This window comes from Neisseria sp. 27098_8_158, assembly GCF_041433145.1.
GTDB lineage: Bacteria > Pseudomonadota > Gammaproteobacteria > Burkholderiales > Neisseriaceae > Neisseria > Neisseria subflava_E.
In genome coordinates this window covers 396,011-418,919 of the sequence record NZ_JAPWAZ010000001.1, presented here as the reverse complement: position 1 = coordinate 418,919, position 22,909 = coordinate 396,011, and the positions used below count along the sequence as shown (strand labels likewise).

General features: G+C 49.5%; 16 protein-coding genes, 1 other RNA gene and 2 pseudogenes. 15 read left to right on the top strand and 4 right to left on the bottom strand.

Features of this window, described 5'->3' with window-relative positions; all coding sequences use genetic code 11:
* Positions 1-8 precede the first annotated feature (8 nt).
* The 5 genes from O3681_RS02020 (at position 9) to O3681_RS02000 (ending at position 4,706) form a co-directional block, all read left to right on the top strand.
* Positions 9-971, top strand: a complete 963-nt coding sequence (locus O3681_RS02020) for an SPFH domain-containing protein (protein WP_039863787.1) — start codon at positions 9-11, stop codon at positions 969-971.
* Positions 972-1,046: 75 nt separating this feature from the next.
* A complete protein-coding gene (locus O3681_RS02015; protein ID WP_371459155.1) occupies positions 1,047-2,309 on the top strand; it encodes a multifunctional CCA addition/repair protein in 1,263 nt (420 codons plus the stop codon).
* A complete protein-coding gene (locus tag O3681_RS02010; protein WP_300483958.1) occupies positions 2,309-2,947 on the top strand; it encodes a hypothetical protein in 639 nt (212 codons plus the stop codon). The genes O3681_RS02015 and O3681_RS02010 overlap by 1 nt, the downstream gene beginning before the upstream one ends.
* 62 nt (positions 2,948-3,009) lie before the next feature.
* Complete coding sequence (locus O3681_RS02005; protein WP_263336149.1) at positions 3,010-3,321, top strand: hypothetical protein; 312 nt, start codon at positions 3,010-3,012, stop codon at positions 3,319-3,321.
* A 167-nt stretch (positions 3,322-3,488) separates the two neighbouring features.
* Positions 3,489-4,706 carry a uracil-xanthine permease family protein gene (locus O3681_RS02000; protein ID WP_371459154.1) on the top strand — a complete coding sequence of 406 codons (1,218 nt, stop codon included), beginning with the start codon at positions 3,489-3,491 and terminating at the stop codon, positions 4,704-4,706.
* Positions 4,707-4,823: 117 nt separating this feature from the next.
* Here the strand turns inward: O3681_RS02000 and ffs are convergent.
* Positions 4,824-4,920, bottom strand: an RNA gene (gene ffs, locus O3681_RS01995) — signal recognition particle sRNA small type.
* A 260-nt stretch (positions 4,921-5,180) separates the two neighbouring features.
* Between ffs and O3681_RS01990 the strand changes: the two genes are divergently transcribed.
* Positions 5,181-9,014, top strand: a complete 3,834-nt coding sequence (locus tag O3681_RS01990; protein WP_371459153.1) for a DUF3683 domain-containing protein — start codon at positions 5,181-5,183, stop codon at positions 9,012-9,014.
* A 187-nt stretch (positions 9,015-9,201) separates the two neighbouring features.
* On the opposite strand, the gene O3681_RS01985 is transcribed toward O3681_RS01990, so the two are convergent.
* The 3 genes from O3681_RS01985 to O3681_RS01975 are packed head-to-tail and all read right to left on the bottom strand — an operon-like array spanning position 9,202 to position 12,130.
* The gene (locus O3681_RS01985; RefSeq protein ID WP_371459152.1) at positions 9,202-10,656 is read right to left on the bottom strand and encodes a LutB/LldF family L-lactate oxidation iron-sulfur protein; all 1,455 of its coding nucleotides are present in this window, start codon (positions 10,654-10,656) and stop codon (positions 9,202-9,204) included.
* Positions 10,653-11,354 carry a lactate utilization protein C gene (locus O3681_RS01980; RefSeq protein WP_101755456.1) on the bottom strand — a complete coding sequence of 234 codons (702 nt, stop codon included), beginning with the start codon at positions 11,352-11,354 and terminating at the stop codon, positions 10,653-10,655. Before O3681_RS01980 ends, O3681_RS01985 begins: the two co-directional genes overlap by 4 nt.
* A complete protein-coding gene (locus tag O3681_RS01975) occupies positions 11,351-12,130 on the bottom strand; it encodes a (Fe-S)-binding protein (protein ID WP_371459151.1) in 780 nt (259 codons plus the stop codon). Before O3681_RS01975 ends, O3681_RS01980 begins: the two co-directional genes overlap by 4 nt.
* Before the next feature lie 667 nt (positions 12,131-12,797).
* Here O3681_RS01975 and O3681_RS01970 point away from each other — a divergent pair.
* The 9 genes and pseudogenes from O3681_RS01970 to O3681_RS01930 all read left to right on the top strand — a co-directional run.
* Positions 12,798-14,708, top strand: a complete 1,911-nt coding sequence (locus O3681_RS01970; RefSeq protein WP_371459150.1) for an alpha-amylase family protein — start codon at positions 12,798-12,800, stop codon at positions 14,706-14,708.
* A 154-nt stretch (positions 14,709-14,862) separates the two neighbouring features.
* Positions 14,863-15,687 carry an amino acid ABC transporter substrate-binding protein gene (locus O3681_RS01965; protein WP_036490794.1) on the top strand — a complete coding sequence of 275 codons (825 nt, stop codon included), beginning with the start codon at positions 14,863-14,865 and terminating at the stop codon, positions 15,685-15,687.
* Positions 15,677-16,393 (top strand): amino acid ABC transporter permease, encoded by a 717-nt coding sequence (locus O3681_RS01960; protein WP_083306189.1) that lies wholly within the window; start codon positions 15,677-15,679, stop codon positions 16,391-16,393. Before O3681_RS01965 ends, O3681_RS01960 begins: the two co-directional genes overlap by 11 nt.
* A gap of 9 nt (positions 16,394-16,402) precedes the next feature.
* Complete coding sequence (locus O3681_RS01955) at positions 16,403-17,170, top strand: amino acid ABC transporter ATP-binding protein (protein WP_004520600.1); 768 nt, start codon at positions 16,403-16,405, stop codon at positions 17,168-17,170.
* Positions 17,171-17,339: 169 nt separating this feature from the next.
* Positions 17,340-19,259, top strand: coding sequence for an ATP-binding cassette domain-containing protein (locus O3681_RS01950; RefSeq protein WP_371459149.1), 1,920 nt, complete (start codon positions 17,340-17,342; stop codon positions 19,257-19,259).
* 47 nt (positions 19,260-19,306) lie between these two features.
* The gene (locus tag O3681_RS01945) at positions 19,307-19,660 is read left to right on the top strand and encodes a nucleolar protein (RefSeq protein WP_371459148.1); all 354 of its coding nucleotides are present in this window, start codon (positions 19,307-19,309) and stop codon (positions 19,658-19,660) included.
* Positions 19,661-19,696: 36 nt separating this feature from the next.
* Positions 19,697-20,245, top strand: a complete 549-nt coding sequence (locus O3681_RS01940) for a hypothetical protein (RefSeq protein ID WP_371459147.1) — start codon at positions 19,697-19,699, stop codon at positions 20,243-20,245.
* 188 nt (positions 20,246-20,433) lie between these two features.
* Positions 20,434-21,136, top strand: a pseudogene (locus tag O3681_RS01935) (DNA translocase FtsK 4TM domain-containing protein); the annotation flags it as partial.
* A 101-nt stretch (positions 21,137-21,237) separates the two neighbouring features.
* Positions 21,238-22,878, top strand: a pseudogene (locus tag O3681_RS01930) (DNA translocase FtsK); the annotation flags it as partial.
* Between the last annotated feature and the right edge of the window lie 31 nt (positions 22,879-22,909).

Here is a 22,909-nt window from a genome sequence, read left to right as displayed (position 1 = left end):
GAAACATTATGGAATTTCTGCTCAGCCTCCCCGTCCTCATCCTCATCGTCGTTGTTGTTTTTGGTTTCAAATCCTTTATCGTTGTACCGCAGCAGGAAGTCTATGTGGTCGAACGATTAGGCCGTTTTCACAAAGCGCTGACTGCAGGTCTGAACATCCTTATCCCATTCATCGACCGTGTCGCCTATCGTCATTCGCTGAAAGAAGTTCCTTTGGATGTTCCCAGCCAAGTCTGTATTACCCGCGACAACACTCAGCTGACTGTGGACGGCATCATCTACTTCCAAGTTACCGATCCTAAACTCGCTTCATATGGTTCCAGCAACTACATCATGGCGATTACCCAGCTTGCGCAGACAACTTTGCGATCTGTCATCGGCCGCATGGAGTTGGATAAAACCTTTGAAGAACGCGACGAAATCAACAGCATTGTTGTTGCTGCTTTGGACGAAGCGGCAGGCGCATGGGGTGTGAAAGTCTTGCGTTACGAAATCAAAGACTTGGTTCCGCCGCAAGAAATCCTCCGCTCCATGCAGGCGCAAATTACTGCCGAACGTGAGAAACGCGCTCGCATTGCCGAATCCGAAGGCCGTAAAATCGAGCAGATCAACCTTGCCAGCGGTCAGCGCGAAGCAGAAATTCAACAATCCGAAGGTGAAGCGCAAGCCGCCATCAACGCGTCAAACGGTGAAAAAATCGCCCGCATCAACCGCGCACAAGGTGAAGCCGAAGCTCTGCGCCTGGTGGCAGAAGCGAACGCCGACGCCATCCGCAAAATCGCCGAGGCGGTTCGCTCAGAGGGCGGTGCTGAAGCCGTTAACCTGAAAGTTGCCGAACAATACGTTGCCGCCTTCAGCAATTTGGCTAAAGAAAGCAACACGCTGATTATGCCTGCCAACGTTGCCGACATCGGCAGCTTGGTCTCCGCCGGTTTGAAAATCATCGACGGCAACAAGCCTAAAGCCTCATAATAGCGTTCTGACTCAGGCCGTCTGAAAACCCAATACGGCTTTTCAGACGGCCTTTTTATATCGTTCGATTTTTATATGAATACACAAACCATCAAAACCTATCTTGTCGGCGGCGCTGTCCGCGACCATCTTTTAGGCCTGCCCGTCAAAGACCACGACTGGGTAGTCGTCGGTGCAGATGCGCAAACCATGCTGGCTCAGGGTTATCAGCCGGTTGGCAAGGATTTTCCCGTCTTTCTCCATCCGAACAGCCATGAGGAATACGCCCTCGCCCGTACCGAACGCAAAACCGCCAAAGGCTATGCCGGATTCAGCTTTCATGCCGATAAAGACGTTACGCTGGAACAAGACCTGATGCGTCGCGACCTGACCATCAATGCCATGGCTCAGGATTCAGACGGCACGATCATCGATCCTTTTGGCGGACAACAAGACTTGGCGGCCGGCATCCTGCGCCACGTTTCGCCTGCCTTTGCCGAAGACCCCGTGCGTATTTTGCGTATCGCCCGTTTTGCCGCGCGTTATGGGTTTCAAATTGCCGATGAAACCATGTCGCTGATGCGGCAAATGGTAGAAAACGGCGAAGCGGATGCCTTGGTTGCCGAACGCGTCTGGCAAGAATTGGCCAAAGGTTTGATGGAGAAAAACCCGCGCAAAATGATTGAAGTTTTACGCGAATGCGGCGCACTCAAAGTCTTGCTGCCCGAGCTTGACGCCCTTTTCGGCGTACCGCAACGCGCCGACTATCATCCCGAAATCGACAGCGGTATCCATACGCTGATGGTTGTACAACGGGCCGCCGAAATGAATCTATCCCTTGCCGAACGCTATGCCGCCCTATTACACGACTTAGGCAAGGCAAAAACACCGGCCGATATCCTGCCGAAACACTACGAACACGACATCAATGGTGTCGAACCCGTCCGCGAAGTCAATCAACGCCTGCGCGCGCCCAAACACTGCGCCGAGCTTGCCGAACTCGTCTGCCGCTGGCACATCATGCTCCATCAAGTCGGGCAGTTCAAAAGCAAAACCATTTTGAAGGTTTTGAAAAAAACCGATGCATTCCGCCGCCCAGAACGTTTTCAGACGGCCTTAAACGTCTGCGTGGCCGACAAACAAGGCCGTCTGAACTTTGAAGACACCCCCTATCCGCAACGCGAACACTGGCTGGCCTTACTTGAGGCCGCCAACCAAGTAGATGCAGGCAAAATCGCCGCCGAGTGCCGCGCACAAGGCAAGGCCCATTTAATTGCCGAACACATCGATCATGCCCGCTTGGCACAAATTACACCGCTGCAAAAAGCGTATCAGGCTGAAAAAATGGGAGGCTATTGATGGCATCTTCGCGTTATAAAATCGAGCGCATGCCCGACGGCATTGCCGTATCTGCGCGTGTTGTACATGATTCGCAGGAAATCGGTTTTACCGCGGTATTTCTTATGTTTTCCTTTGCTCTTACATGCATCGCGCCGTTTTACCTTGAAGAACACTATTTCAATAATTTAGAAGCCATTCTCATCCCTTTACTTTTTACTTTCTACTTAGTGGGTTCACTTGTTTATGGCCTTCTTTGGCAACTTTTCGTACGTGAAAATATCAAGATCCGTAACCATACGCTGTCTCATGGTTATACCTTGTTCTCCATTGGGCGTTGGCGTAGTTTCCCGTTGTCAGAAATCTCCGAATGGCATTCTCGTGACCATATTCCCAAAGCTCCTATTGCACAAGGAAGGAAACAGAGGTTGCCAAACGAAAACCTATACCAAAATGGTATGAAACGAAAAATTCACAATATCCCCAATATTTTACGTATCCAAAAATGTGTACAAGGTGCATGGTCTTTCGATTATCAGGGAAAAACCATACGTATCGGCGATTTTTTTGATAGCCGCGATTTTCAGGCAGTCAATATTGAATTGAACAGATTTATCCCCACATTCGCCAAAGCCCGTCAACTTAAAGACGCCCTTTGAAACAGCCGACACGATATCCGCTATAATCCGCACCTTAACCATCTTATTTCAACAATAAAATCATGACTATCCAGACCGATTTACTTCACGAAAAAATCAGCAATGAAGATTATCAACGCCTCATTGTCAAACACAGCGAATCTTTCAGCGACGGCGAAATCTGCCTATTGAATGAGATTTTGGAAAAATTTGAATTTGATGTCATACAGGAACAAGCATTGGCGCAAGCTGTGATGCAGCAGGTACGCTTCGATCCAAACGACTACCATATCGACAGCGACGATGAAGACACGACCGGTATCTGTCCGCACTGCATCAATCCGCCCATGCCACCCCTGCGCGATTATTTGGTTTGGCGCGAAACACGCGGCTGAAAATTTTCCTAATCGATTTTGATAAGTTATTAACCATTCGTTATCGAACAAGGCCGTCTGAACAGGTGTCATCGTTACATTTGTTCAGACGGCCTTTTGTAAATAAATGTTCATGACTAGGATAAATCAGTATAATCTGCGCCGTTTGAATTTTCTTCGGAGCTTTTATGAACCAGCTTAAAACGGCGGTAGCCGGTGCGCAGATTTTGTTTGTCGCATTCGGTGCCATGGTGCTTGTGCCGCTTCTAACGGGACTGAACCCGGCTTTAGCATTATTAGGCGCAGGCTTGGGTACTTTGTTGTTCCAATTGGTTACCAAACGTAAAGTGCCGATTTTCCTCGGCTCTTCTTTTGCCTTTATTGCACCGATTATCTACTCCATCAGCGAATGGGGTCTGCCTTCTACCATGTTCGGCCTGTTTGCGGCAGGTTTCATGTACTTTGTCTTTGCCGCATTGATCAGATGGCGCGGTCTGGATGCGGTACACAAGCTGTTGCCGCCCGTGGTTATCGGTCCGGTGATTATGGTAATCGGTTTGTCCGTGGCCGCTGCAGCAAGCAGCATGGCCATGGGTCAGGCAGATGGAAAACAGGTCATCGACTATATCGACTCGCTGATTCTGTCCGGCTTTACCTTTGCGGTAACCGTCATCGTTTCCGTATTCGGCAGCAAAATGATGAAGCTGATTCCGATTCTGATCGGCGTGGCTTCAGGCTATGTGTTGGCTTTGATCATGGGCTTGGTCGATACCAGCGCCATCATCAACGCTCCTTGGTTTGCCGTCCCTAATTTTGAAACGCCTCAAGTCAATTGGCAGGCTGCCTTGTTTATGTTGCCCGTCGCCATCGCCCCGGCTATCGAACACATCGGCGGCATTATGGCCATCGGTAATGTGACCGGCAAAAACTACACCAAAGATCCGGGCTTGGACAAAACCCTCGCCGGCGACGGCTTGGGCGTATGCGTGGCCGGTTTGATCGGCGGCCCTCCTGTAACCACTTACGGCGAAGTAACCGGCGCAGTGATGATTACCAAAAACAGCAACCCCGTTATCATGACTTGGGCGGCAATTTTTGCGATTTTCATGGCGTTTTTCGGTAAGTTCAACGCGTTTTTGGCTTCGATTCCTATGCCGGTTATGGGCGGCATTATGTTGCTGCTGTTCGGTACAATCGCCTCTTTGGGCATCAAAACATTGATTGATGCGAAAGTCGATTTGATGCAGCCGAAAAATCTGGTTATCGTCAGCTCCGTATTGACGACCGGTATCGGCGGCATGATTATCAAAGTAGGTACTTTGAGCTTCGCCGGTGTAGGTTTGTGCGCCGTATTGGCGATTATTCTGAACTGCGTTTTGCCCAATACAAAATCAGAAGAAGCATAAATAGCTGGTTTATAAACTCAAAGGCCGTCTGAAAATGAAATTTCAGACGGCCTTTTTATTACGCCTTATACAATGAAAAATGCCGGAGACTTAACTATCTCCGGCATTTTTGAATAAGGTGGCGAGCCGAACCCCCGGCACTGGCTCATCAGAGTGGGCTGCTGGCTTCCGCCCCTGACCCGGTGTTCCGAATTACCATGCGGGGAGACCCGCCATAGAAGAAACGCATTATAGCGGTTTTACAGAAAAACTCAAGCGATAAAATCTCTCAGGCTGTCTGAAAACCATTTACACGACAAGATTGTAAACAATATTACCTAGTTGCAAATCATTCCCATTGAAATGTTTATTGTCTTTTCCGTTGAAAAATATCGAAAATTACACTACATTAACACTTTACGCCATCAAGAAGAAATTGCATTTTTCAGACGGCCTTTAATATAAAAACATTACATCCATCAACGGAACACGACCATGACCACGACTACTGCCCCTCAGCGTATTCGAGAAATTCCCTATAACTATACTTCTTATACCGACCGCGAAATCGTCATCCGACTGTTGGGCGACGAAGCGTGGCAAATCCTGCAAGACCTGCGCGGTCAACGGAAAACAGGACGTTCGGCACGAATGCTGTTTGAAGTATTGGGCGATATTTGGGTGGTCGTGCGCAATCCGTATCTGGTCGATGACTTGTTGGAGCATCCGAAACGCCGCGCCGCGCTGGTACGCGAAATGCGCCACCGCTTAAATGAAATCCGCAAACGCCGCGACGACAATCAGCAAGTGGATATCTTGGTTGCCGCAGCAGAAAAAGCAGTGGAGCGTTTTGATAGCAATTTTGATGAAACCAGCCAAAAACGCCATCAGATTTTGGAACGCTTAAGCAAAATCACCAAACCACACAACATCATGTTTGACGGCTTGGCGCGGGTAACACACGTTACCGATGCAACCGACTGGCGCGTCGAATATCCGTTTGTCGTCGTCAATCCTGATACCGAGGCAGAGATTGCGCCTTTGGTGCGCGCCTTAATCGAATTGGACTTGGTCATTATCCCGCGCGGCGGCGGTACGGGTTATACCGGCGGCGCGGTACCTTTGGACGCAAACAGCGCAGTCATCAATACCGAAAAACTCGACAAGCATCGCGGCGTCGAATATGTTGAGCTGGCAGGATTGGACGGCAGACATCCGATTATCCATTGCGGCGCAGGCGTGGTAACCCGCCGAGTGGAAGAAACCGCGCATCACGCAGGTTTGGTGTTCGCCGTCGATCCGACTTCCGCCGATGCATCTTGCGTGGGCGGTAATGTGGCGATGAACGCAGGCGGTAAAAAAGCCGTGCTATGGGGTACTGCCTTGGACAACCTCGCCTACTGGAACATGGTCAACCCTCAAGGCGAATGGCTGCGTATCGAGCGCGTGCATCACAATTTTGGCAAAATCCACGACGAAGAAATCGCCGTGTTTGACGTACATACGCTGGATTCAGACGGCCGCAATATCGTCCATACCAAACGTTTGGAAATCCCCGGCCACAAATTCCGCAAAGTCGGTTTGGGCAAAGACGTTACCGACAAATTCTTGAGCGGCCTGCCCGGCGTACAAAAAGAAGGTACAGACGGCATCATCACCAGCGTTGCTTTCGTGTTACATAAAATGCCGAAATACACGCGCACCGTGTGTATGGAGTTTTTCGGTACGGTCGCCACTGCCACGCCGTCCATCGTTGAAATCCGCGACTTCCTGCTTGCCCACGACAGCGTGCGGCTGGCGGGTTTGGAACATTTAGACTGGCGTTACGTCCGTGCCGTCGGTTATGCCACCAAAGCGGCAGGCAAAGGCCGACCTAAAATGGTCTTGCTAGCAGACGTGGTTTCCGACGACGAAGCCGCCGTACAGGCAGCCGCCGAACACATCTGCGAACTCGCCCGTGCCCGCGACGGCGAAGGCTTTATCGCCATATCTCCCGAAGCCCGTAAAACCTTCTGGCTTGACCGCAGCCGCACTGCCGCCATCGCCAAACATACCAACGCCTTTAAAATCAACGAAGACGTGGTAATCCCACTTGAAAGGCTCGGTGAGTATTCAGACGGCATCGAGCGCATCAACATTGAGCTTTCCATCCAAAACAAACTCAAACTCTGTGCCGCCTTGGAGCAATATCTGTCCGGCAAACTCCCCATCGACAAAATGGGCACGGACTTGCCGACCGCCGAACTGTTGGGCGAACGCGGCAAACACGCCCTGGCCCACGTTTCCGCTGTCAAAGCGCGTTGGGAATGGTTACTGGATAACTTGGACGCTCCGCTTGTCGACTATAAGGCTCGCTATGGCGCAGCCGTCCACGCCACGCCCGAAGCCAAAGACAATGAAAGCTGCTTTATTGCCTTCCGCGATTTCCGCCTGCGCGTGTCTGTCAAAGCAGACGTAATGAAACCACTTTCTGAAATCTTCAGCGGCAAAACAGATACCAAAATTATCCAAGGCTTGGGCAAAATCCACGCCAAAACCGTACGTAGCCGCGTTTTTGTTGCCCTGCATATGCACGCCGGTGACGGTAACGTTCACACCAATATTCCGGTTAACTCAGACGATGCCGAAATGCTTCAGACGGCCTATCGTTCGGTCGAACGCATTATGAAAATCGCCCGTTCGCTCGGCGGCGTAATTTCCGGCGAACACGGCATCGGCATTACCAAGCTCGAATTTTTGACCGATGAAGATTTACAACCGTTTTGGAACTACAAAAACCAAGTCGATCCCAAACACACCTTCAACCGTCACAAACTGATGAAAGGCTCGGACCTGCGCAACGCCTATACGCCGTCCTTCGAGCTTTTGGGAGCGGAATCGCTGATTATGGAAAAATCAGACCTCGGCACCATCGCTGATTCCGTCAAAGACTGTCTGCGCTGCGGCAAATGTAAACCCGTTTGCTCTACTCACGTTCCGCGTGCCAACCTGCTGTACAGTCCCCGCAACAAAATCCTCGGCGTAGGCTTGCTGACCGAAGCCTTCTTATACGAAGAACAAACCCGTCGCGGCGTTTCCATCAAACATTTTGAAGAACTGATGGACATCGGCGACCACTGCACCGTGTGCCACCGCTGCGTTAAACCTTGCCCTGTCAACATCGACTTTGGCGACGTTACCGTAGCTATCCGCAACTACCTTGCCGATTCCGGCCATAAACGATTTGCGCCTGCGACTTCAATGGGCATGGCATTTTTGAACGCCACCGGCCCGAAAACCATCAAAGCACTACGTGCCGCCATGATACAGACCGGCTTCCCCGCGCAAAACTTTGCCTACAAAATCGGCAAGCTTCTTCCGATTGGCACGAAAAAGCAAAAAGCCGAACCGAAAGCCACCGTCGGTACCGCCTCAATCAAAGAACAGGTTATCCACTTCATCAACCGTCCTTTGCCCAAAAGCGTGCCCGCCAAAACTCCACGCTCCATGCTGGGTATAGAAGACGACAAGAGTATTCCTATCATCCGCAATCCGGCTTCTCCGGAAGATGCCGAAGCCGTGTTCTACTTCCCAGGTTGTGGCTCTGAGCGTCTGTTCAGCCAAATCGGACTCGCCGTTCAAGCCATGCTTTGGCATGTCGGCGTACAAACCGTCCTGCCGCCGGGCTATATGTGTTGCGGCTATCCGCAAGACGCAGGCGGCAATAAGGCTAAAGCCGAAGAAATGAGCACCAACAACCGCGTGGCTTTCCACCGTATGGCAAACACCCTCAACTACCTCGACATTAAAACCGTCGTCGTCAGTTGCGGTACCTGCTACGACCAACTGGAAAAATACCGTTTTGAAGAAATCTTCCCAGGCTGCCGTATCATCGACATCCATGAATATCTGCTTGAAAAAGGTGTGCAGCTAAACGGCGTACAAGGTCAGCAATACCTCTACCACGACCCTTGCCATACCCCGATCAAAACCATGAATGCCACCCAAATGGCCAGCAGCCTGATGGGACAGAAAGTCGTCTTAAGCGACCGCTGCTGCGGCGAGTCCGGTATGTTTGCCGTCAAACGACCCGACATCGCCACTCAGGTCAAGTTCCGCAAACAAGAGGAAATTGAGAAAAACCTCAAAGAGCTGCCTCAGGGCGAACCCGTCAAAATGCTTACCTCCTGCCCAGCCTGCCTGCAAGGCCTGAGCCGCTATGCCGATGACAACAATATGCCTGCCGACTACATAGTCATTGAAATGGCGAAACACATCCTTGGCGAAAACTGGCTGGATGAGTTTGTGAAAAAAGCCAATAACGGCGGTGTAGAAAAAGTATTGCTCTAAGGACTTAGATAAAAACTTTTGGCTGTAATAAAGGCCGTCTGAAAATCTTTCAGACGGCCTTTTTATTCAAAAGAATCAAAATACAATAATCAAATCAAATGCCTTTACAAATAGCGATGCTACACCAGCAGTATTCAATAAAAAATAAAACCTGAGGCTTTTATCCCCCAGGTTTTATTCTCAAGTCTTATGCTTTTTCTTGCTGACGTTTTCTTTCTGCCATCATCTCATGCAATGTTTGCTTGGCAGGTTTCATCGGAACATGGTTATTGGTCCAGCTTAACTGCTTGCTTGGCGTCAATGCACGGAATTTGGTAGCAGCCCAGCCGAATGCTCGATAAGCCTTACTGCCGCTGAAAATGCCGTTAAACGTACGCCACGCCATTTGCTCGCCGAAGGTATGTGATGCACCTTGACCACGGATAGGATGAGGAACGGCTTCTGTTGGCGAACGTTGTGCTTCAACACGCAGACGTTGCATTTGTTCGGTAATCGGAATGCGTACCGGGCAAACTTCGACACAGGCGCCACACATGGTACACGCAGTCGGCAGATCACGTGTCGCATCCAAACCTAACAAATGCGGAGAGATAATCTCGCCAATCGGACCAGGATAAGTCGTACCGTAAGCCGCGCCACCGATACGGGTATAAACCGGACAGTGGTTCATACACGCACCGCAACGGATACATTGCAAGGTACGGCGCATTTGATCTTCTGCATACGCTTGGCTACGGCCGTTATCAAGCAGTACCAAGTGCATTTCTTGAGGGCCGTCCAGCTCTTCGCTACGGCGAGGGCCGGTAATCATATTGAAATAAGTGGTAATGTTCTGACCGATGGCGGAGCGTGGCAGCAGGCTGTACAAAGGCGGAACATCCGACAGCTTCGCAACCACTTTTTCAATACCGGTAATGGCGATATGCACAGGCGGTACAGTGGTACTCAAGCGGCCGTTGCCTTCGTTTTCAACCAGACACAAAGTACCCGTTTCCGCAACGGCAAAGTTCACACCGCTCAAACCAACATCGGCAGTGCTGTAAATATCGCGCAATGCTTTACGGGCAAATCCGGTTAGCTGATCTACATCGTCTGTCAAAGGCGTGCCAAGGTTTTGATGGAAAAGCTCGCTAACCTGCTCTTTGGTCTTGTGAATGGCAGGCATCACGATATGGGTTGGTTTCTCGCCAGCCATTTGAACGATAAACTCGCCTAAGTCGCTCTCAATCGCTTTAATGCCTTGGTCTTGCAGATAATGGTTCAGCTCAATCTCTTCGCTGACCATAGATTTGCCTTTCACCATCAGCTTACCGTTTTTATCGGTAATGATGTTGTGAATGATTTGGCAGGCTTCGGCAGGTGTTTCCGCCCAGTGGACTTTAACGCCTAACTTGGTCAGGTTTTCTTCCAGTTGTTCCAATAATGCAGGCAATTTGGACAACGAACGTTGACGGACATGCTCACACAAATCACGCAGGCTTTGCAGCTCTTCTTCATCTGTCAAAACAGCTTTGCGCTTGGTCATCAGCATATCCATCGCCGTGCGCAAGCTTTTACGCAGGGGTTTGTCTTGCAAAGAAATCGCAGCGTTTTGCTTGAACGTTTCCGGCTTCATATGGAATTTAATGGTTTGGGAACTCATGCTTTTTCCTCCAAATCGGCAGGGGAAATATGATCAGGCAGAACGGCCAAAACCACCAAATCGCGCGGGCCGTGTGCACCATAGGCCAAAGTCAACTGAATATCGGCAGTCTTAGACGGGCCGGAAATCAAAATAACGTTGGTAGGCATGCCTTTTTCTACCAGTTTTTCGCCTTCAACAGCATTATGGAATTCGTTGTACATTTTGCTGGTGTCAAACAGGCAGAAATGCACAGGCGGAACCAAACTCAGGCTGCGCGGCTCGACAGGGCTGGACTCCAGCATAATCGTACCGGTACGGGCAATACCGCATTTAGAGCCGCTAAATCCAGCCTCAATATCGGCAAAAAATTCATTTTTCCAGTCGTCGATTTTTCGCTCAAAACCGCGCGGTTCAATATTGGTATCGGCCAAAGCTGCACGAGCCAGCTGACCATGTTCCGTTTCCAATGGAAGCAGAATGTTTTTCAAGCCTTTGCCTTCGGCTGCTTGGCAAAATACTTGCGGCCAGTTGGTTTTAGTAACCCAATAGATTTCAGTTTTGACGGCACGCATGGCAGCCGCCCAATGTTTCAAGCGTTCGACATCGTTTGCCCAAGAAACACCCATTTCACGGTAATAATCGAAAACCGGCGGCTCTTCCATCGGCAAGGCATCGGCTTTTTTCAATTTCGCTAAAATATTTTCGCGCGCGCTCATGCTTTACCTCCGGTACGTTCCAACAGGAAAGATGCAATATGTTTCGGACGTGGCATATTGGGTTCATCTTTGGCAATTTTGCCGCCGATATTCATCATACAGCCGCAATCCGCGCTGATGATTTCAGTTGCACCTGTTTCTTTTAAGGCTGCAACTTTGTCGGTTACCATCGCACCGGAAATATCGGCTTGTTTGACAGAGAATGTACCGCCAAAACCGCAGCATTCACTTTCATGGTCGTGAACGATACGTTCAACATTTTCCATGCCGTCAATCAGCTGCCAGCCTGACAAATGGACATTCATCTCGCGACGTGCCGCACAGGAAGTATGAACGGCCACTTTAACCGGCTCGCCTTTATCTTCAGGTTTGTAACCAATCGCCAGCAGGAAGTGGGTAAATTCAATGATACGATTGGCGCAATCAATGGCTTTTTGTTCGTACTCGGTGCCTTTGAACAAAGTCGGCCAGTGGTGTTTCATCATACCGCCGCAAGAACCAGAAGGCACGACAATAGGCCAATTTTCAGGGAATAAATCCAGTTGCGCTTTGGCAACATCAAAGGCTTCTTTAGGATGACCTGACGAATAGGCCGGTTGACCGCAGCAGCTTTGCTCCATCGGATAATGGATACGGATGCCCTGTTGTTCGATTAAAGTGATGGCATCCATGCCTGCTTCCGGCATGAAAAGGTCGAGAACGCAAGTACCGAAGAAATAAACATCGGTTGGCTTGCTGTCGAATACAGTGATTTGTGGTGGTTTGATTGCGCTCATTTTTTTGGAACGGGATAGCCCGTTTTCTTGTGTAAAAATAAGATGGGTACTTTAAGTAATTGCTTGTAATGGGTCAAGTCTAATTTTAAAAAATAATATTAAAAAAGCATGACAAACCAGACAGACACCTTTCCCTTATTAACTTGATAATCTACATAATAACCACTATCAATAAAGAAATTGATGGATTCATTTTTTAATAAATGAAACTCGTACATTCCTTCCCTCTTCAAAACACAATCACTGCCTCTTTATAGAATTTTGATTTACATCAGAAGTCGTGAATTTAATCGCTATGACACGTTTTTAGACGAAACAAGCAATCCGCTATGCTGTAAATATGTTTCAGACGGCCATATTGGAATAAAAAGATATCTAAGATAATAAAAATAAAAGTTTTTCTCACAAGACTCAGGCCGTCTGAAAGATAACCTCCTCAAAAGGCTTCTTGCCATCCGCTCAACCCTACTTTTAATCAAAATCAAACACTTGAAAAAACCTCTTCCTTAACCTTGAAAACCCTATGCACACTCAAGCACTTCCAGTATCATTGAGACAGTTTCTTGACGCAAAATTACAGTCTTAGCCGCCCACAATCGGCATGGATTTGCAAAAGAAGTGAAACCAAGCTTCAAAACAATTTCACCTTAACTTCGGAGTAGGCATTATGTTGACCCAGACTCAACAGGTTGATTTGACCTTGCATCACCTTAAAGAACGCACCCTATCGATTTATACCCCCGAACAGCGTGCAAGCATTGAGGCATCTGAAGACTGGAAACAGTTTGACAGACGGCTTGAAGAACACTTTCCCAAACTGATGCACGAGCTGGACAACGTTTACAACAACAACGAAGCCGTCCTCCCCATGCTGGAACAACTGATTGCCCAAGCATGGCAAAGCTATTCCCAACGCAACGCATCTTTAAAAGATATTGATATCACGCGCAAAAACGATCCTGACTGGATTTTGTCCAACAAACAGGTTGGCGGCGTGTGCTACGTCGATTTGTTCGCAGGCGATCTGCAAGGTTTGAAAGCCCAAATCCCTTATTTCCAAGAATTGGGTCTGACCTATCTGCACCTGATGCCCCTGTTTAAATGTCCCGAAGGCAAAAGCGACGGCGGCTATGCAGTCAGCAGCTACCGCGATGTCAATCCAGCTTTGGGCACAATAGACGACTTGCGCGATGTCATTGCCGCACTGCACGAAGCAGGCATTTCCGCCGTTGTCGATTTCATCTTCAACCACACTTCCAATGAACACGAATGGGCAAAACGCTGCGCCGCCGGTGATCCGCTCTACGACAATTTCTACTACATTTTTCCTGACCGTTGGATGCCCGACCAATACGACCGCACCCTGCGCGAAATCTTCCCCGACCAACACCCGGGCGGCTTTTCCCAACTGGAAGACGGACGCTGGGTATGGACGACGTTCAATTCCTTCCAATGGGACTTAAATTACAGCAATCCTTGGGTGTTCCGCGCTATGGCAGGAGAAATGATGTTCCTTGCCAACTTGGGCGTTGATATTCTGCGCATGGACGCCGTTGCCTTTATTTGGAAACAAATGGGCACAAGCTGCGAAAACCTGCCTCAGGCACACGCTCTGATTCGTGCGTTTAACTCCGTCATGCGTATTGCCGCCCCGGCCGTGTTCTTCAAATCCGAAGCCATTGTCCACCCCGACCAAGTTGTCCAATACATCAGCCAAGATGAATGCCAAATCGGCTACAACCCATTGCAAATGGCATTGTTGTGGAACACGCTTGCCACGCGCGAAGTCAACCTGCTCCATCAAGCACTGACCTACCGCCACAACCTGCCCGACCACACTGCATGGGTTAACTACGTCCGCAGCCATGACGACATCGGCTGGACATTTGCCGATGAGGACGCATGGCAGTTCGGCATCCACGGCTACGACCACCGACAATTCCTCAACCGCTTCTTCGTCAACCATTTTGACGGCAGCTTCGCGCGCGGCATCCCCTTCCAATACAACCCAAGCACTGGCGACTGCCGTGTCAGCGGTACAGCCGCAGCATTGGTTGGTTTGGCTCAAAATGACCCGTACGCCGTTGACCGCATCAAACTTTTGTACAGCATCGCTCTGAGTACCGGCGGTCTGCCGCTGATTTACTTGGGCGATGAAGTGGGTACGCTCAATGATGACGACTGGTCGCAAGACAGCAATAAGAGCGACGACAGCCGCTGGGCACACCGTCCTCGTTATAATGAGGAGTTGTACAAGCAACGCCATGACAGCTCGACCACTGCCGGTCAAATCTTCCAAGGTTTGCGCCATATGATTGCCATCCGCCAAAGCAATCCGCGCTTTAATGGCGGCAGATTGGTCACCTTCAACACCAACAACAAACACATCATCGGCTATATGCGCAACAACGCGCTTTTGGCATTCGGCAACTTCAGCGAACATCCGCAAACCATCAGTGCGCATACGCTGCAGGCCATGCCGTTTAAAGCACATGATTTAATCAGCGGCCAAACCGTTTCTCTGAATCAGGATTTGGTACTGCAACCCTATCAAGTCATGTGGCTTGAAATTGCATAAGCTGAATTTTTTATACATCATTGAAGGCCGCCTGAACAAATCAGCGTTCAGACGGCCTTTTAAGAAATAAGATGTATTTTGTATTTTGGGCAGTTTCGCTTAGAATGCATGCTTTAATACCAGATGACACACTGAAAATCAGGAGTAAAAATCCATGTTGAAAAAATTCGTACTCGGCACCATCGCTGCAGTAGTTTTGGCTGCTTGCGGCGGCGAAGGCAGCAACTCAGCTTCTTCCGCACCGGCCCAATCCGGCGCGGCCTCCGGCTCACTGATTGAGCGTATCAACAACAAAGGTACCATCACTGTCGGTACGGAAGGTACTTATGCACCCTTCACCTACCACGATAAAGACGGCAAATTGACCGGCTATGATGTCGAAGTAACCCGTGCAGTCGCCGACAAACTAGGCGTAAAAGTCGAATTTAAAGAAACACAATGGGACTCTATGATGGCAGGTTTGAAAGCCGGCCGTTTCGACGTGGTTGCCAACCAAGTCGGCCTGACCAGCCCTGAGCGTCAAGCAACTTTTGACAAATCCGAACCTTACAGCTGGAGCGGTGCCGTATTGGTTGCCCGTAAAGACAGCAACATCAAATCCATCGACGACATCAAAGGCGTCAAAACCGCACAATCCCTGACCAGTAACTATGGCGAAAAAGCCAAAGCAGCAGGAGCTGAACTCGTACCGGTAGATGGTTTGGCACAATCTCTGACCCTGATTGAACAAAAACGTGCCGATGCAACCCTGAACGACGAATTGGCGGTATTGGACTATCTGAAGAAAAATCCGAATGCCGGTGTAAAAATCGTTTGGTCTGCCCCGGCTGACGAAAAAGTCGGCTCCGGCTTGATTGTCAATAAAGGCAATGATGAAGCATTGGCTAAATTCAGCACAGCCATGACTGAACTGAAAGCCGACGGCACGCTGAAAAAACTGGGCGAACAATTCTTCGGAAAAGACATCAGTGTTAAATAATTTCCTTGCCTCTCTGCCGTTTATGACGGAAACACGCGCTGATATGCTCATCAGCGCGTTTTGGCCCATGGTTAAAGCCGGCTTCGCAGTGTCTTTGCCTTTGGCGATCGCTTCTTTCGTTATCGGCATGATTATTGCCGTAGCCGTTGCTTTGGTGAGAATCATGCCTTCCGGCGGCATTTTCCAAAAATGCTTGCTGAAGCTGGTGGAATTTTATATTTCCGTCATTCGCGGTACGCCGCTTTTGGTGCAGTTGGTCATCGTATTCTATGGTTTGCCTTCCGTCGGCATCTATATCGACCCGATTCCTGCCGCCATCATCGGCTTTTCGCTCAATGTCGGTGCATACGCTTCCGAAACCATACGCGCGGCAATTTTGTCCGTACCTAAAGGCCAATGGGAAGCAGGTTTCTCCATCGGTATGACCTATATGCAGACTTTCCGTCGCATTGTCGCACCGCAGGCATTCCGCGTTGCCGTACCGCCTTTGAGCAACGAGTTTATCGGCCTGTTCAAAAACACCTCGCTTGCCGCAGTGGTAACGGTAACCGAGCTTTTCCGTGTTGCCCAAGAGACAGCAAACCGTACTTATGACTTTTTGCCCGTTTATATCGAAGCCGCATTAGTTTATTGGTGTTTCTGCAAAGTGCTGTTTTTGATTCAGACGCGTTTGGAAAAACGTTTTGACCGTTATGTCGCCAAATAAGGAGTTGTCATGATTAAAATCCGCAATATCCATAAGACCTTTGGCGAAAATACCATTTTGCGCGGCATCGATTTGGATGTCGGCAAAGGACAAGTGGTGGTTATCTTAGGCCCGTCCGGCTCAGGCAAAACTACGTTTTTACGCTGTTTAAACGCTTTGGAAATGCCAGAACAAGGTCAGATCGAGTTTGACAATGCGCAGCCGTTAAGCATCGATTTTTCCAAAAAACCAAGCAAACACGATATTTTGGCACTGCGCCGCAAATCCGGCATGGTATTCCAACAATACAACCTCTTTCCGCACAAAACTGCGTTGGAAAACGTTATGGAAGGGCCGGTTGCCGTACAAGGCAAGCCTGTCGCCAAAGCGCGTGAAGAGGCTGTCAAATTGCTTAAAAAAGTCGGTTTGGGCGATAAGATCGACCTCTACCCCTACCAGCTTTCCGGCGGTCAACAGCAGCGTGTTGGTATTGCCCGAGCATTGGCGATTCAGCCTGAATTGATGCTGTTTGACGAACCGACTTCCGCGCTTGACCCTGAATTGGTGCAAGATGTTTTGGATACCATGAAGGAATTGGCACAAGAAGGCTGGACCATGGTTGTCGTTACGCATGAAATCAAATTTGCCTTGGAAGTGGCAACCACCGTTGTCGTGATGGACGGCGGCGTTATTGTGGAACAAGGCAGCCCGCAAGATTTGTTCAATCATCCCAAACATGAGCGGACACAAAAATTCCTGCGCCAAATCCGTGCGGACAATGCCGATCTTCAAATTTAATTGAAACGACAGACAATTTGAAAGCATTTCCGACCGTCATTTCATAAAGGCCGTCTGAATAAGTGAAATAGAAATCGTTGATTTCATTTTCATACTTGTTCAGACGGCCTTTTATATGTCTTTTCAGGTAAAATAACGCCTTTCGTTTTACACCCCCTTGCCTGCCATCATGATAGAAATCAAAAAACTCACCCTGCAACGCGGTTTAAAAGTCTTGCTCGATAAAGCCGATGCCGTAATCAACCCCGGCCAACGCGTTGGTTTAATCGGTAAAAACGGTACGGGAAAATCCAGCCTGTTTGCGCTGATAAAAGGTGAAATCACGCAAGATGGCGGCGAAATCCTTATTCCCAAAACATGGCGCCTTGCTTCCGTCTCTCAAGAAACGCCTGATTTAGATATTTCTGCTTTAGACTACGTTTTGCAAGGCGATGCCGAATTGCAGGCTTTTCAGACGGCCTTGGCTCAAGCAGAAGCGCAAAACGACGGCATGAAGCAAGCCGAATATCACGCCAAACTTGAAGAAATCGATGCCTATACCGCTCCGGCACGCGCGGCAAAATTGTTGAGTGGCTTGGGTTTTGCACAAGAAGAACATACGCGCCCCGTCAAATCCTTTTCCGGCGGCTGGCGTATGCGTCTTAACCTTGCCCAAGCACTGATTTGTCGTGCCGATTTGCTGCTTTTGGACGAACCGACCAACCACTTGGATTTAGAAACCGTATTGTGGCTGGAAAACCATATCGCCCCCCTTCCCTGTACGCAAATCATCATCTCCCATGACCGCGACTTCTTGAATGCCACCACAACGCACACCATCGAACTGTCGCAACAAAAACTGACCCAATACGGCGGCAATTACGATTTCTATCAAGCCGAACGCGCCCAACGTCTGGCGCAACAACAAGCCGCCCACGTCAAACAGCAGGCGCAAATCAAACATCTGCAATCCTTTATCGACCGTTTCAAAGCCAAAGCCACAAAGGCCGTACAAGCCCAAAGCCGCATGAAGGCATTAGCCAAACTCGAGCGCATCGCCCCTGCGCATTTGGATAGCGAGTTTTCCTTTGAGTTTGCCAATCCGACACACCTGCCTAATCCATTATTGAAACTCGACCATGCCGACTTAGGTTATGGCGACAATACCGTTTTGCACGATATCACCTTGTCTCTCGAAAGCGGCGCACGTTACGGCCTGTTGGGCGTTAACGGCAGCGGCAAATCCACATTTATCAAAGCATTGGCAGGAAAAATCGATTTACTTTCCGGCAGTATCGTCCGCTCCGAAAAGCTCAATATCGGCTATTTTGCCCAACATCAACTGGATACCTTACGCGCTGACCAAAGTCCGGTTTGGCATATCCAGCAGCTTTCACCCGAAGTTCGCGAACAGGAAATCCGCAACTTTTTAGGCGGTTTCAACTTCGTCGGCGATATGGCGGTTCAAAAGACCGAGCCCTTTTCCGGCGGGGAAAAAGCACGGCTCGCCCTTGCCATGATTATCTGGAAAAAACCTAATCTGCTGCTGCTTGACGAACCGACCAACCACCTAGACTTGGATATGCGCCACGCCCTGACACTTGCCCTGCAAAGTTTCCAAGGCGCATTGATTGTCGTTTCGCACGACCGCAGCCTGCTTGAAGCGACTACCGACAGCTTCCTCCTTATCGACAAAGGCCGTCTGAACAACTTCGACGGCGATTTGAACGACTACCGTCAATGGCGATTGGCACAAGAAAACGCTGCAGCAGCCCCCGCCGCTTCTGCACAAAGCCAAAGCCGCAAAGACACCAAGCGCATAGAAGCACAAATCCGTCAGGAAAAAGCCAAACGCAGCAAACCGATTCAGCAGAAAATCGACAAAGCCGAAAAAGAAATCGCACGATTGACTGATATTCAGACGGCCTGTGAAGCATTTTTGGCACAAGAATCTGCTTATTCAGAAGAAAATAAACCCAAATTGCAAGAGACACTCGCACAATTAACAGAAACTAAAGTAAAATTAACGCAACTGGAAGAAAACTGGCTGCAATGGCAGGAAGAGCTTGAGCAAATCCAAGTTGATGTCGAAGCCGAGTTTTCCCAATAAAAATAGAGCCATCAGGCCGTCTGAAATAAAACACAATACGGAAAAACATGACTTCAACCATCAAACAAGCCGGATACTTCCTCGTATCCTCTTTCTTCTTGGGCATTTCTCTTCACGCAGCCGCCGCAGTTTATTCCTGCGGCAACGGCAGCTATACTTCCGAACCCAACTCCTCCTGCGCACAGGCCGAATTGCCTAAAATCAGCGGCCATCAAGGCAGCGGTTACCACCTCAACATCCGCAGTCTCAATGCCTCTGATGAACGCGCAAGTGCAAAGCCTAAGAAAAAGGCACGCGCGGGAAAATCCGATAAACAAGAGAAAAAAGCCGACAAACCGAGCAAAAACAAAAACGGTACAAAAGCTAAAAAACAGCAGCCCATGCCGTCTGAACAAGAATAAAATGCTCAACTGCAACGAATCGGTCCTACCTGAATCATGAAAAAATATCTGCTTACCCTATCCCTGCTGCTTGCCGTTTTCAACAGCCAAGCCCACGCCGCAAAAATCTACACCTGCGAAGTCAACGGCTCGATTGTCTATACCTCGCGTCCAAGCGGCAACTGCCAGGCCGTCAACGATTTGCCGATTGTCGGCAAATACAGCAGCAGCCGATACGACGCCCCGGTCAGCGATGCGCCTACACTCAACGCGCCGACATCACAAACGGCTCCGGCAAAAAGCAAAAACACAGCGGCAAAATCCAACCACAAAGCAACGCCCAAACCCGCCCCTGTCCGCACCGCTTCTGAAACAGCTCCTCCTCCGGTTCCAAAATCCTCCGGCGTCAACAGCCGACGCTCTATTTTGGAAACCGAGTTATCCAATGAACGCGCAGCTTTGGCCGATGCCAAAAAGCAACTGAGCCAAGCGCGGACAGCCAAAGGTGGCAGCGTCAATCAACAGGCCATCAGTACGCTGCAAGGCGCTGTTTTGGATAGGGAGAAAAACATTCAAGCCCTACAACGCGAACTGGGCAGAATGTAAGTCTAAATCAATCAAAACATCAGGCCGTCTGAATAGGTGGAAACGAAATCCAAAATTTTCGTCACGCCAAACAGACGGCCTGAATCCCATAATGATTACGCCCGTTTCAATTTCTTGTGCCTAGTAAATACGGTATAATTTGCCCTTTACGCACATTACCTCCGGTCTTTTCAGACGGCCTTTATCTCATGACTGCAAAATCTTCTAAAACCCAAACAAAAAAACGCGTCTCTACCAAACCGGCAGCCAAACCGACCACACGCAAATCCACCAAAGCACAAACTCAAGCCGACAATAAAGTCTCCCAACGCCTCAAGGCCGCCAAAGAGCTGCAAAAAAACGAAGAAAAAAAAGCGCGTCCCGAGCATGTTGTCAACTTGATCAATGATGCTTTGTGGCTGTTTGGCTTGGTTATCACCATTTATCTGGCCATTTCTCTGGCCAGCTTCAGCATGGACGACCCCGCATGGTCGCGCAGCGTTCCCAAAAACAATGATGTCGCCAACCTCGGCGGCCTCTTTGGCTCCTATCTTTCCGATGTCGGATATTATTTATTCGGCTTATCGTTTTGGTGGTGGATAGCCGCCTCTTGCGTTTTCCTCTACAAAAATTTCCGCCCCATGAAAAAGCAGGAAAACCACAAGCCCTACAATCATGGCGTAGCCGCTTTGGCATTGTTTCTCCTGCTGGTGTGCAGCCCGATTATCGAACACTTCCTGTTTGACAACGCATTAAGCGAATCCCTTCCCGTTGGCGCCGGCGGCTTGGTCGGCTTACTTGCGGGCTCAGGCTTGGCTTGGCTGTTGGGCAAATCAGGCAGCCTGTTGATTATGCTGGTGATGTTGCTGTTGTCCATTTCCCTGCTGGCTCAGGTGTCATGGTTGGAAGTCATGGCCAAATCCGGCAGCCATATGGGCGGCCTGTTTGGCAGCCTAATGAAAAAACTGTCTCAATTCCAAAATAAAAAAGAAGATGTCCACTCCGAAGCTTTGGAAACCCAAAATACGCGCCGCATGGTTAAAGAGGCCAAAACCATTACCGCCACCCCGGTTGCTCCGTTGGCAGGCAGCAGCAGCAACCGCAAAACCGTTGCCGTATCCGTTGCGCCGCCCCCTAAAATCCAAACTTCCCTGTTTGACGATACCGAGCCTAAAAACAACGGCGAATACCACAAACCCAACATGAACCTGTTGCGTATGCCGTCTGAAGAACCGGTTGCCGTCAATCCGGATGAATTGCAACAGACCGCAGAATTAATTGAAGCCAAACTGGCTGAATTTGGCATTGGCGTACAGGTTGTTTCCGCCACTTCCGGCCCTGTGATTACCCGCTACGAAATCGAACCGGCACAAGGTGTCAAAGGCAGCCAAATTGTCGCCCTGTCCAAAGATTTGGCGCGCTCAATGTCTCTGCAAGCGGTACGTATCGTAGAAACCATTGCCGGTAAAAACACCATGGGCATTGAATTGCCCAATGAGAAACGCCAAGACGTGATGTTGAGTGAGATCCTCTCTTCTCCCGTGTTTACCGATGCCAAGTCCAAACTGACCGTTGCTTTGGGTAAAGATATTGCAGGTACGCCCGTTGTCGGCGACTTGGCAAAAATGCCGCATCTTTTGGTTGCAGGTATGACCGGCTCAGGTAAATCCGTCGGCGTGAACGGCATGATTATGTCCATGCTCTTCAAAGCCACGCCTGACGAGGTCCGCTTCATTATGATTGACCCGAAAATGCTGGAATTGAGCATTTACGACGGCATTCCGCACCTGCTCTGCCCGGTTGTGACTGATATGCGCGAGGCCGGACAAGCATTGAACTGGTGTGTTGCCGAAATGGAAAAACGCTATCGCCTGCTTTCCCATGCCGGCGTGCGCAATCTGGACGGTTTCAACCAAAAAGTCGAACAAGCCAAAGCAGCAGGCAAACCATTACTCAATCCGTTCAGCTTAAATCCTGATGATCCCGAGCCTCTGGAAAAACTGCCGTTGATTGTGGTCGTTATCGATGAGTTGGCTGACTTGATGATGACCGAACGCAAATCCGTTGAGCAGCAAATCGCACGCCTTGCCCAAAAAGCACGTGCTGCAGGCATTCACATGATTGTCGCCACCCAGCGTCCGAGTGTCGATGTGGTTACCGGCCTGATTAAAGCCAACATTCCAACACGAATGGCCTTTACCGTACAAAGCAAAATCGACAGCCGCACCATTCTTGACCAAATGGGTGCAGACGAATTGCTCAAATACGGCGACTCATTATTCCTGCAACCGGGCAGCGCAGAACCGACACGCCTGCAAGGTGCGTTTGTTTCCGATGATGAAGTGCATCAGGTCGTCAATTTCGTCAAAGAACAGGCTCCAACCAATTATGTGGAAGGCCTACTCAGTGGCGAAGCAGCCATCGAAACCACCAATATTGTCAATCCGAATGCAAACAGCGATGAGCTATTCGATCAAGCCGTTGCCTTCGTATTGGAAAGCCGGAAAACTTCCATTTCCGCACTGCAACGCCAATTACGCATCGGCTACAACCGTGCCGCCAATTTAGTAGATGCGCTTGAAAATGCCGGTGTTCTCTCTCCTGCAGACATCAACGGCAGCCGACGGATTCTGGCGCAAAAAGACCAGCTGTAAAAAACAACAATATCGAAACACAAAGGCCGTC

Bases quoted from the DNA above. Each gene is read 5' to 3' on its own strand.
- O3681_RS01985 (WP_371459152.1), bottom strand. From the start codon at position 10,656: ATGAGTTCCCAAACCATTAAATTCCATATGAAGCCGGAAACGTTCAAG.
- O3681_RS01950 (WP_371459149.1), top strand. From the start codon at position 17,340: ATGATAGAAATCAAAAAACTCACCCTGCAACGCGGTTTAAAAGTCTTG.
- O3681_RS01955 (WP_004520600.1), top strand. From the start codon at position 16,403: ATGATTAAAATCCGCAATATCCATAAGACCTTTGGCGAAAATACCATT.
- O3681_RS01965 (WP_036490794.1), top strand. From the start codon at position 14,863: ATGTTGAAAAAATTCGTACTCGGCACCATCGCTGCAGTAGTTTTGGCT.
- O3681_RS01970 (WP_371459150.1), top strand. From the start codon at position 12,798: ATGTTGACCCAGACTCAACAGGTTGATTTGACCTTGCATCACCTTAAA.
- O3681_RS02020 (WP_039863787.1), top strand. From the start codon at position 9: ATGGAATTTCTGCTCAGCCTCCCCGTCCTCATCCTCATCGTCGTTGTT.
- O3681_RS02000 (WP_371459154.1), top strand. From the start codon at position 3,489: ATGAACCAGCTTAAAACGGCGGTAGCCGGTGCGCAGATTTTGTTTGTC.
- O3681_RS02010 (WP_300483958.1), top strand. From the start codon at position 2,309: ATGGCATCTTCGCGTTATAAAATCGAGCGCATGCCCGACGGCATTGCC.
- O3681_RS01975 (WP_371459151.1), bottom strand. From the start codon at position 12,130: ATGAGCGCAATCAAACCACCACAAATCACTGTATTCGACAGCAAGCCA.
- O3681_RS01940 (WP_371459147.1), top strand. From the start codon at position 19,697: ATGAAAAAATATCTGCTTACCCTATCCCTGCTGCTTGCCGTTTTCAAC.
- O3681_RS02015 (WP_371459155.1), top strand. From the start codon at position 1,047: ATGAATACACAAACCATCAAAACCTATCTTGTCGGCGGCGCTGTCCGC.
- O3681_RS01990 (WP_371459153.1), top strand. From the start codon at position 5,181: ATGACCACGACTACTGCCCCTCAGCGTATTCGAGAAATTCCCTATAAC.
- O3681_RS01980 (WP_101755456.1), bottom strand. From the start codon at position 11,354: ATGAGCGCGCGCGAAAATATTTTAGCGAAATTGAAAAAAGCCGATGCC.
- O3681_RS02005 (WP_263336149.1), top strand. From the start codon at position 3,010: ATGACTATCCAGACCGATTTACTTCACGAAAAAATCAGCAATGAAGAT.
- O3681_RS01945 (WP_371459148.1), top strand. From the start codon at position 19,307: ATGACTTCAACCATCAAACAAGCCGGATACTTCCTCGTATCCTCTTTC.